Genomic DNA, 10,613 nt, shown 5'->3' on the forward strand with positions numbered 1-10,613 from the left:
CGGTCTGCGACGGGAGGAACTCGCCCACGATGCGCAGGTGCGCGCTGGAGGAGATGGGGAGGAACTCGGTCAGGCCCTGGACGAGCCCGAGGATGATGACCTCGAAGATATGCATGCGGTCCTTCGGTGGGTGACGTGCTGTGGGCGCGAGGGCGAACCGGCTACTAACGATCCGGCATCGCGGTCTTCTGTTGCCGCGTCGCGACGAGGTCGGAGGGCCCCGGTTTTGCCTCTGACCTCGGATTTAACGCAGGGACCACTAAGACGTTTCTAAGAAATGGGCGACGCGCCGGGAGTGGCGCCCTCATTTTGAAAATGATGCCGCCGCCCCGTTACTTTGGTTAGGCATACCTTGCTTGAGCCGCGGAAGCGGCGTGCCCGATTGGACCCCCATGAAGCGCTTTTCCCGTGCGTTGGTTATCGCCGCATCCTCCGCGACCGTTCTGGCTGGCTGCTCCGCCAGCCCCACGAACCCCTCGGCTGCATCCCCCGACGACAGCAGCCAGGTGACAGGCTCCATCACGGTCTACAACGCCCAACACGAGGAGCTCACGCAAGCGTGGGCGGACGCGTTCACGGCAGACACCGGCGTGGAGGTTGTCCTGCGAAACGGCAGTGACTCGGAGCTGGCGAATCAGATTGTGCAGGAAGGGTCAGCGTCCCCGGCCGACGTGTTCCTCACCGAGAACTCCCCGGGTGTCTCTCTCGTTGACCAGAACAACCTCCTCGCCCCCGTGGATCAGTCCACCCTCGATGTGGTCCCCGCGCAGTACCGCGCGGGATCGGGCAACTGGACGGGCATCGCGGCGCGCTCGACCGTCCTCGTGTACAACCCGTCCCTGATCAGCGAAGCGGACCTCCCCGTGTCCTTGATGGACCTGCAGGACCCGAAGTGGCAAGGCAAGTGGGCCGCCTCGCCCGGTGGAGCTGACTTCCAGGCCATTGTCTCCGCGGTGGTGGCTACCGAAGGCGCCGATGCCGCCGCGACGTGGCTTACCGGGATGAAGACGAACGCCACCGCCATCCAGGGCAACAGCAACGTAATGAAGGCCGTCAACGCCGGCCAGATCCCGATGGGTGTGATCTATCACTACTACTGGTACATCGACCAGGCAGGAACCGCCGAGAACAGCGGCAACACCAAGCTGCACTACTTTGGCAACGAGGACCCCGGCGCATTCGTCAGCGTCTCCGGTGGTGGCGTGCTGGCATCCAGCAGAAACGCCCCCGCAGCCCAGGCCTTCCTCGCGTACGTCGTGTCCAAGGCGGGTCAGGATGTGCTGCGCACCGGCTCGAGCTTCGAGTACACCGTTGCCAGCGACGTGGCCGCCAACGCCGCCCTCCCGCCTTTGGCAGGTCTGGGCGCCCCGACCATCGACCCCTCCACCTTGAACGGTCCCGAGGTCGTGGACCTGATGACGTCGGCGGGTCTGCTCTGACAACGCCGACACAGCGCACGCCGCCCACACCCCTGAGAAGGTCTGGGCGGCGTGCGCCGTTGCTTCTGGTCGTCGCTGTCGCGGTGATCACCGCTTTTACGCTCATCCCCGTGGGGTTCGTCGGCTGGTTCGTGATGGCGACGGGGCCTGACGCGCTCGGGCAGCTTCTCTTTCGTCCACGCATCGGTGAGCTCCTCACCAACACCGTCCTCCTCATCCTCATCGCCGTGCCGCTGTGCGTGAGCGTCGGGGTGGGCGGTGCCTGGCTCGTGGAGCGCACGACCCTCCCGTTGCGGCGCGTGTGGTCGGTGCTGCAGGTCGTCCCGTTGGCCATCCCCGCATTCGTGGTCAGCTACGCGTGGGCTAGCACCGTGCCCGCCTTCGGCGGCCTTGCAGGCGGTGTCCTCATTGCAGTCCTCGCATACAGTGGCCTCGTTTACCTCCCCGCCCTCGCCACGTTGCGCCGGCTCGACCCTGCCCTGGAGGATGTGGCTCGCTCCCTCGGGCACTCCAACGCCCGTGTGTTCTGGACGGTGGTGATCCCCCAACTGCGGTACGCCATTAGCGGAGGAGCCCTGCTGGTCGGGCTGCATCTTCTTGCGGAGTACGGCGCCTTCGCGCAGATCCGGTTCGAGACGTTCACCACCGCCATCGTGGTGCAATACAGTTCCGCGTTCGCCGGTCCCGTCGCCAATGCCATGGGCGCGATCGTGGCGGTGCTGGCGCTGCTCATGCTCACCACCGACTCCCTCGCCCGGGGCCGAGTGAAATTCGCTCGAACAGGATCCGGCGCCCCGCTCCCGGCGCAGCGCACCGTCCTTGCACCCCTTGCCGGCGTGCTGCTCACCGTCGCGCTGGCGCTGTACGCGAGCTTGTCCGTAGCCGTTCCGACCGCGACGACCGGCCGATGGCTCCTCGGCGGACCGTGGTGGGATCAGCGTTGGCTTGGCGACGCCCTCGTCACCACCGTCATCCTGGCCGTATCCGGCGCCGCGGTCACCTCGGCGGTGGCGTTGGTTCTGGCCTGGCTGGGCGTGCGCTACCCCGGAAGGGCGACGCGGGTCCTGGAAAGCGCGAACTTCGTCGCGTCCAGCTTCCCCTCGATCATCGTGGCCCTGGCGCTGGTCACCGTCACCCTTCGTGTTCTGCCTGTGGCGTACCAGACGGTGTTCACCGTACTGGCGGCCTACCTCATCCTGTTTCTCCCCCGGGCGGTGGTGAGCATCCGCAGCGGCCTGGCTCAGGCCCCACCCATCCGTGAGGAGGCTTCCCGCACGCTGGGGCAGAGTCCCGTGCGGACCTTGCTGCGGGTGACGGCGCCGGCCATCATGCCCTCGGTGCTGGCTGGGGCAGCCCTGGCTGGTATCGGGATGGCCAGCGAACTCACCGCCACGCTTCTGCTCGCACCGAACGGGACGCGGACTCTGGCGACAGAGTTCTGGTCCGCCAGCACGTCCGTGCAATACGTGGACGCGGCACCCTACGCGGTCCTCCTCACCGTCATCAGCATCCCCGCTGTCGCCCTGATGTATCGACAAGCCCGAAAGCGCACCGCATGAGAATCGACGTCACCGACCTCTCGTACAGCATCGGAGCTCAGACCATTCTCGACAGCATTAGTTTGAGCATCGAGGACGGCTCTCGAGCGGCCATCGTGGGCCCCTCCGGTAGCGGTAAGAGCAGCCTGATTCGCGTGATCGCCGGTCTCGTATCCCCGTCCCGCGGCACCGTGTCGCTGGGCGGACGGGTGGTGACAGGCACCCGCAGCGTACCGGCGCACCGCCGGGGGGTCGCGTATGTTCCACAGGACGGGGCCCTCTTCCCTCACCTCAGCGCGGCGGCAAACATCACCTTCGGTCTGCCCCGAGCACAGCGTCACACGGCACACGAGTGGGCGGAGATTGTCTCCTTGGACACGACGCTCCTCACGCGCTACCCACATGAGCTGTCGGGGGGGCAGCAGCAGCGCGTCGCTCTCGCCCGTGCGCTGGCGGTGAAGGCGCGCGCCATCGTTCTCGATGAGCCGTTCAGCGCACTGGATACGGACCTCCGGGCGGAAGCTCGTCGAAATGTCGTGGAGGCCCTGGAACGTGTGGGTGCCACCGCCATCCTTGTCACCCATGATCAACAGGAAGCGCTTAGCTTCGGCGACCGGCTCGGCGTGCTGGAGGCGGGCTCGTTGACGCAGTACGGCGCGCCGCTGACGCTTCACGACTACCCGCGAACGGCGCGTATCGCGGCAATGCTGGGGGCAGTGGTGTCTCTCGACGCCACCACGGACGGTTCCACAGCGACGACCGCGTTCGGCCCAGTGCCTCTTCGGCATGCTCCTGCAGCTGCAGCGCCCACTCCCGGGCGGGTGTCTGTCCTCCTCCGTGAAGGACAACTGGCCCTCGTCAGCGGCACACCGAATGCCGTCATCGTCCGCGTTGAGGGCGAAGGACAGTGGGACCGTGTCACGGTCCTCACCGACCGCGGCTCCGGCGCCGCGGTGACCGCGCGGCTGTTGCGGCGCCCCGGCAGCGCTTCCGTGACGGGTAGCGAGGTGCGCATCGGCGTTGGCGGTACGGGCTACGTGTTGCCTGTCGGGCAGGACGCGTTGTGACCACGGCGCAGCGCTCAGAGGGATGTGGAGGGTTTACGCAACATCCCCACCATCCGAACCGCTGCCGGAAGCGTCAGGTTCGGTAGGTAGCTACGCGCGACGGCGACGGCGGCAGCGGGAAGGATGGCTGTGTCCGGATACAGCAGCCAGAGGGAGTCGAACCGGGGCTGGAATTTCCGTTTGAAGCTGAGCAGCGAGCGGAAGCCGTAGCCCGGCTCGATGACCTCGCCCAACCGCGCGAGGAGGCGTTGGAGCACAGCGCTGTCCCCGTCGTCGTCGGGGACGGAAGCGAGCGGTGACCCGGACAAGCTCATGCGCGCGAACCCCTTCTCCTTCATCCGGGTTGCGACGCTGCCGATCACGAACTCCATCACCCCGTTCATGGCGTCAGAGCGGCGACGCATGAAATCGAGGGTGTACCCGTCTATGACGCCATCCTGCCCGTAGAGCGGCAGCCAACTGGTGACGGCCTGAATCCGTCCCTGGGCTTCGGTGGCGAGCATGAGGCGCACGTCGGGATCCGTGAGCTCGTCCGCACCACCGAGGGTGAACTCCATCTCGGGCAGGCTCTTTTCCGCCACCCATGCTTCCGAGATGTCACGGATCTGCGCGTGCTCGGCGAACGTGAGTTCCGGCCAGCTCGTCCACCTGGCCGTGACGTTCTCGCGTGCTGCTCGGTTCGTTGCGGTGCGGATGTCTTGACGGCGTTTGCCGGACAGGCTCCACTCGGTCAGAACAAGGGTGGCCTCTTCCGCAACGGGCAGGCGCTGCCACCCGAGTTGTGCGTACGCCGGCGCTTCGGGGTCCATCACGCTGTAAAAGACCGGCGTCCAGCCGTGGGCGCCGCAATATTCGACGAACCCGGTCACCACCGACGGGTCCGACGCGTCCGGACCGAACGCTCCTCCCAGGGTTACGGCGACGGCACCTCGAACACGGAAAGCGAAGCCCGCGTCGCGGTCGGGGGCGAACCAGTAGGTGTTCCCCGGCCAGGTCGCCATGAATGACAGATTGTCGCCCCCGCCCCGCTGCAGCAGGGAGCGAGCGCGTTCCCGGTTGACGGCACCGTGCACCGCACCGGGGGCGAGAACGAAGAAGGCTGTCCCGACCGATGTGCACACCCACACCCACAGAGACGGTAGATACCAGCTCACCTGCGCCCACCCCGACACCGGCACGAACGTCAAAGCGTCGGATGGAACGAGTGTGGGAGGGAGCAGGCGCAGGGGGAGCCTGCCGAGAATCTCCCACACCGGGGTCGACGGCATGAACCCGTATGGATCCACCAGGGCCCCGGCCGCGCCGATCAGCAAAGCCCCACCGACCCCCACCCCGAGGGTGAGGATGAAGCGTCGGCGAGCGGGTGTTGCCGAGCGTGCGGGTGCCTCCCGACGAAACACCACCAGGGTGACCGCCGTCATCAAGGGCACGACGGCCGCGACGATACTGCCGATGAGGGTCTGCCACACGTACTCCTGAGCCTCGACGTCCTGAGTGAGGGCGACGGCGGCCAGCGTCTCCGGCTGCACAACAACGAACAAGAACGCCATACCGGCGGAGAACAAGCCATTCAGCCCGACAGCAATCCACAGCGCCGCTCGGCGGCCTCGAAAAATTCCCCACGCGGCCAATGCGCCCACAAGCGCGGGCAGCACGGCGATGACACCCGCCGCGGGGTGGAGTTGCTCGATGGCACGGAACGATGCTGGGCATGCGGCGCCCACTGAGCCGAATGCGCAGGCGCGCCCGTCTGCGATGACCACCGGGTCGTGGGAGAGGAAACCATAGACGGAGAGCAATCCAGATCCGGAGCCGACCAGAGTGGCCAGCACCGGTCCGACGGCTGTCACAAGCGTTAACGACGCCAACAGAACACGTTTCTCGTGGTGGGTACTGCGGACCAGACGAAACGGTTGGCGTCGGCCGCCCAGGACAAACCCGACGACCATTCCAACCGGTACGGCCGCAAGAGAGAACAGATCGTTCGAGCTCCCCGAGTACAGGAACGCCGTAATGGCGCCCGTGGCGACGAACAGGCGAACGCGGCGGCGCCAGAGAGCGCTCGAGAATGAACTGGCGGCCATTGCGGTGCAGATGAGGGCGACAACCGGCGTAACGGTGCTCACCGTCGGCGCATTCAAGGGAAGAAAGTCCGCGAACTGCTCCTCAAGGTATCCAGTACCGATGCCTACTGCGGTAGAGAGCACGCCGCCGACGCAATAGCTGAGCAACGTGCGCAAGCTGCCCATGGCGTGCTCGGCGAACCCCAACACGACGAGGGCGAGCGGGATCACGCCGATGAGGGCTAAGGGGCCGGGGACGGCGAACAGGGACAGGAGAGTGCTCGGCCAGTGCTCCCCCTGCGTGGTGACGGTCTCGCCGAGGATGTGAGGCGTGATTCTGAGCTGCGGGACGATGTTGCTGGCGACACTGAGTACCGCAATGGCTGCGGTCAGCGCGATAGCCACGGGATGGCGCCGCACCCACCCTCGAACGCGCGCTGACGAGAGCCCCGGCTGGGGGTGTGCAGCTGTGTGTGCGGGTGTCGCCGTTTCAAGGTGCACGCTCATGTCAGTACCTGCTCGGATGTCGTGTTGCTGTGAGCTGTGAGATCCGTCAGCGGCGTCGTCAGGTCGTAGATGATCTCGCCTCCGATCCACTGGGAGGAGAAGTGCGTCTTCACCCACGCGGAGATCTCCCCGCCCCGGCTCCCGAGGAACCAGTGCACGTTCCCTTGGGCCACCAGGTTTTGGAACTGCGCCAACGTCGGGGTGGGGTCGGTGTGTTTGTAACCGCCGATGGGCATGACGGATACCCCAGCGGCCAGCTGATACTGCGCAGCGGTGGACGAACCGAGCTCGGTTGCTACCGACCATCGGTACCGCGCCGCGTCGGCTCTTAGCGCATCCAAGAGGGCGGGCTCGATGAGGTAGGACGGAGAGGCATCGGCACTGTGATCCGAGATCGGGGTGATTGAGGCACCCGCGTGACCTTGGGAAATGATCGCCGCGGACGTTGCGATGGGGCCTGCAAGGAGCATCACCGCTGCCGCGGTGAGGGTGGCCCGTTCGCGTCTGCGAACGTCGCCGAGTGCGATGACCGCCGCCACGACCACCCCCGCAAGCGCGAACGCGACGGCAAGAAGGAAGTGGTCGGGGCCGTGGCCCATGAGCATCACGCCGCCCCATGTAGCGGTCACAATGACGGCGGCGGCTAGGACTGTCCTTCCGAGGCGTCTTCGCTCAGCTCCCCACAACAGGGTCGCTCCCAAAGCGATTGTGCCAGCCAGCGCGGGTACCAACGCCACAGAGTAATAGGAGTGATAAATCCCCCGCATGAAGCTCAACCCCGCGTCGGTGAGAAGGGTACTCGCGGACATGAGGGCGAGGCTCGCGATGGCGGCATCCGGGCGTCGCCAGCTTCGCCAGTGCACGATCAAAGCCCCGGCAGCTACCACCGCAGCGCCAGGAAGCATCCATCCGATGAGATCACCTGAGGAGCCCACGAGAAGACGGTCAATGCCCGGTTGGCTGCCTCCGGCGAGGTTACTGCCGCCGCCGAGGATTCGCCCAAAGCCGTTGTACCCCAGGGTGAGGGACAGAAAGCTGTCATCGACGCTGCCTCCCACCCACGGGCGTTGACCCGAAGGCACCACGCTGACAATCGCAACCCACCATCCGGCCGTCAGAACAAGCCCACCGGCGGCGACAAGGAGGGAGTATGCGCGTCTGCGAAGGGTCCCCTGCCCCGCCCAGAGCACGACGAAGACAACCGCGGGCAGGATCAGGAACGCCTGCAGTTGTTTCGTGAGAAATCCCACACCAAAGGCTGCGCCAGCGAGAAACACCCACCGGTGCCGACCGTCCTGTAGCGACCGGACGACGCCGTACAGGGCAGTAGCCAACGTCAGCGTGAGGAGGGCATCGGGGTTGTTGTATCGGAAGATGAGCGCCGAGACAGGGGTCATCGCGGTGATGAGCCCGGCGAACAATGCCGCGCCGGGTGGGGTGATTCGTCGCGTTGTGGCGTAGACGACCAGCACAGTGACCACTCCGATGAGAGCTTGAGGTAACAGCACCGCCGTGGGGCTCAGCCCCAGCAGGCGCACGGAGAGAGCCATCACCCAGATACTCGCTGGAGGTTTGTCGACGGTAATGAGGTTGCCCGGGTCGGATGCGCCGTAGAGGAACGAGGTCCAGTTGTTGGCACCGGCTTGTGCTGCTGCCGAGTAAAAGGAGTTCGCCCAGCCGGTGGTTCCGATACCGACGAGGTATGTCGTCGCGGTGACCGCGACCAGCACTGCGCCGGCGAAGACATCCGGCATCCGGGCCCGTGTCAGGGGCCGCATGACGCGGCTGTCGTCGTTGCGGGTTGATTGTCGCCAGCGGTCGTCCGGTCGGCGGGGCGAGCAAACACCCACAGGCGCAGCAGTGTGAATCGCATCGCGGTCGCGGCAAGGTTGGCGGCGGTGAGAACGACGAGTTCCACTGTAGCGGAGGCGTCCGCGGCCGAGGAGTGCAATACAAGAAGCGCACCCGAGGTCAACGCCCACGCGAGACCGAAAACGACTAGCCCCTGGAGATGATGGCGTGTGCGCCCGAGACCGCCGCGGACGGCGAAAGTGAACCGGCGGTTGGCGGCGGTGTTGGCTACGGCGGTGACGAGCAGGGCGAGGAAATTGGACAGTTGCGGGGCGAGCCCCGCCGCGAGAATCAGGTAAAGGAGGGCGTAGGCGAGGGTGGAGAACCCTCCGACGAGCAAGAACCTCATCACCTGCCCTGCGAAGGAGGGGATCTCAGCGGGAAGGAGAGGCTTGCGTCCGAGCTCGGTGTAGATCGCGGTGACGGGGATACGTCCGGTCGCGATGTCGCGGCTGACTCGGACCATGCCGCGCATGTCTTCGACAGCGGTAAGGATGAGATTGACGCTGCTGTGCGTGTCGTCGACCCAATCCACCGGTACTTCGTGGATACGAAGGCCCGCACGCTCGGCGATGACCAACAACTCCGAGTCGAAGAACCACCCGCTGTCCACCACGTGGGGCAGTACAGTACGTGCGATGTCGCGGCGGATTGCCTTGAACCCGCATTGAGCGTCTGTGAACTCCACGCCCATCGTTCTACGCAGCAACATGTTGTACCCGCGAGAGATGAACTCGCGTTTGGGTCCGCGCACGACCCGAGACGAACGTGCATGACGCGTGCCGATCGCGACATCCGAGTGTCCAGACGTCAGCGGCGCGATCAACGGCGGTAGCGCGCGAAGGTCAGTCGACAGGTCGGCGTCGACATACGCGAGCACTTCCGCCTGTGAGAGAAGCCACGCGATCTTCAGAGCGTGTCCGCGCCCCTTCTTCTCCAAGCGCAGATACTGCACACCCGGCAGCGTGGATTGCAGCATCGCACTAATGACCGGTGTCGAGTCGACGCTGGCGTTGTCAGCGATGGTAATCATCCACGGCTCGCTGTACGTCGAGGAAAGGAAACGATGGAGCGTGCGGATGGAGGCGTCAAGGGTGTCTTGCTCGTTGTGGACGGGCACGACCACCTCGAGCATCAGCCGGCTATCTACGTCCATAGTGTGTCTCCACTCCGCGTGGTGATGGCTTACTGGGTGTCGTCGGCTGGGAGGTGCCGCTTGGCGGAGGAGCGTCGGAAGTGTCTGATGACGAGGTAGATCACCCCGCCGACGATGGCGGCGTAGACGACGTAGCTGAGCAGGTTGGAATACTGCTCGACGAGGTCGTACTGGGTGCCAAGGAGTACTCCCCCGCCGATGAGGAGTGCATTCCAGATGCCGCTGCCTGCAACGGTGAGCACCGAGAATCGCCAGAAGTTCATCCGTTCGGCACCGGCGGGGAGGGAGATCAGGCTCCGCACGCCGGGAACGAGTCGTCCGAAGAACACCGCGCTTCTGCTGTGCCGGGAAAACCACGCTGCGGCTCGGTCGAAGTCGGATCGGTCTACGAGGGGTAGTCGGGCCAGCCAGCGGATGGAACGCTCAAGACCAGCCCAGGCGCCGAGTGCATAAAGCACCACGGCACCAAGGTATGCGCCCAGCGTGCTGGTGAGCACCAGCAGCCAAAAATTCATGCCGTTGTTGTGAGTGAGGAATCCCGCCAAGGGAAGGATGAGTTCGCTGGGGATAGGCGGGAACACCGTTTCAAGGAAGGTGAACACTCCTACGCCCCATTCCCCGATGCCTTGCATCAAGCTGACACCGAATCCGACGATGCCGGTGAAGTTGTGAGGGTCGGTGGGAGCGGTGGCGGCCGCAAGAAGTGTCGCGGTGTTCATGAGTTCAGGGTCTCCAGCAGGGTGCTCAAGGCGTCGGTTTGCAGGGTGGGGTCAGGCGAGGCGGAGCGCACGGCTCGGAGGGCTTTGTCGATCTGGCCGTCGAGGACTGCCCAACCGGTGCCATCCAGCGGCTCCAACGTGGGTTGATCTCGATCCCACGCGGTTTCCAGGTCCGTGATGCGGGTAGCTGCCTCTGCGGTGTTACCCGCCTGGACGAGCCTCAGGGTGTCCTGCACGATGGTGCGGTAGGTGCTGATGTTCGCGGGCGGGAAG

The 10,613-nt window shown here is 65.5% G+C and carries 8 protein-coding genes and 1 pseudogene; 3 read left to right on the forward strand and 6 right to left on the reverse strand.

All coding sequences use genetic code 11. From position 1 onward, the window contains the following. Window positions 1–115, reverse strand: a 115-nt coding sequence (locus tag LQV45_RS10875) for an undecaprenyl-diphosphate phosphatase (protein ID WP_290370232.1), incomplete at its 3' end; no start/stop codon positions are given. Between the two features lie 277 nt (window positions 116–392). Here LQV45_RS10875 and LQV45_RS10880 point away from each other — a divergent pair. From LQV45_RS10880 to LQV45_RS10890, 3 genes are read left to right on the forward strand one after another with little or no spacing between them, the layout of a single operon-like run. Beyond that, window positions 393–1,439, forward strand: a complete 1,047-nt coding sequence (locus LQV45_RS10880; RefSeq protein WP_230007040.1) for an iron ABC transporter substrate-binding protein — start codon at window positions 393–395, stop codon at window positions 1,437–1,439. Between the two features lie 59 nt (window positions 1,440–1,498). Beyond that, entirely contained in the window at window positions 1,499–2,998 is a 1,500-nt protein-coding gene (locus LQV45_RS10885) for an iron ABC transporter permease (RefSeq protein ID WP_230007034.1), read from the forward strand. Next, window positions 2,995–4,044 (forward strand): ABC transporter ATP-binding protein, encoded by a 1,050-nt coding sequence (locus LQV45_RS10890; protein WP_230007035.1) that lies wholly within the window; start codon window positions 2,995–2,997, stop codon window positions 4,042–4,044. Before LQV45_RS10885 ends, LQV45_RS10890 begins: the two co-directional genes overlap by 4 nt. A gap of 14 nt (window positions 4,045–4,058) precedes the next feature. Here the strand turns inward: LQV45_RS10890 and LQV45_RS10895 are convergent, their stop codons facing one another. The 5 genes and pseudogenes from LQV45_RS10895 to LQV45_RS10915 all read right to left on the reverse strand — a co-directional run. Further along, window positions 4,059–6,512 carry a bifunctional lysylphosphatidylglycerol flippase/synthetase MprF gene (locus LQV45_RS10895; RefSeq protein ID WP_230007036.1) on the reverse strand — a complete coding sequence of 818 codons (2,454 nt, stop codon included), beginning with the start codon at window positions 6,510–6,512 and terminating at the stop codon, window positions 4,059–4,061. A gap of 98 nt (window positions 6,513–6,610) precedes the next feature. After that, the gene (locus tag LQV45_RS10900) at window positions 6,611–8,368 is read right to left on the reverse strand and encodes a glycosyltransferase family 39 protein (protein WP_230007037.1); all 1,758 of its coding nucleotides are present in this window, start codon (window positions 8,366–8,368) and stop codon (window positions 6,611–6,613) included. A gap of 11 nt (window positions 8,369–8,379) precedes the next feature. Then, window positions 8,380–9,621: a glycosyltransferase gene (locus LQV45_RS10905; protein WP_230007038.1), complete on the reverse strand. Its 1,242-nt coding sequence runs from the start codon at window positions 9,619–9,621 to the stop codon at window positions 8,380–8,382. Window positions 9,622–9,650: 29 nt separating this feature from the next. Next, window positions 9,651–10,340: a DedA family protein gene (locus LQV45_RS10910; protein WP_230007039.1), complete on the reverse strand. Its 690-nt coding sequence runs from the start codon at window positions 10,338–10,340 to the stop codon at window positions 9,651–9,653. After that, window positions 10,337–10,613, reverse strand: a pseudogene (locus tag LQV45_RS10915) (hypothetical protein); the annotation flags it as partial. The gene LQV45_RS10910 and the pseudogene LQV45_RS10915, both read right to left, overlap by 4 nt.

The organism is Microbacterium sp. Bi128 (assembly GCF_918698205.1).

What these genes read in the sequence shown, in the direction of transcription:
- LQV45_RS10880 (WP_230007040.1), top strand. Translation starts at nt 393, where the DNA reads ATGAAGCGCTTTTCCCGTGCGTTGGTTATCGCCGCATCCTCCGCGACC.
- LQV45_RS10890 (WP_230007035.1), top strand. Translation starts at nt 2,995, where the DNA reads ATGAGAATCGACGTCACCGACCTCTCGTACAGCATCGGAGCTCAGACC.
- LQV45_RS10900 (WP_230007037.1), bottom strand. Translation starts at nt 8,368, where the DNA reads ATGCCGGATGTCTTCGCCGGCGCAGTGCTGGTCGCGGTCACCGCGACG.
- LQV45_RS10905 (WP_230007038.1), bottom strand. Translation starts at nt 9,621, where the DNA reads ATGGACGTAGATAGCCGGCTGATGCTCGAGGTGGTCGTGCCCGTCCAC.
- LQV45_RS10910 (WP_230007039.1), bottom strand. Translation starts at nt 10,340, where the DNA reads ATGAACACCGCGACACTTCTTGCGGCCGCCACCGCTCCCACCGACCCT.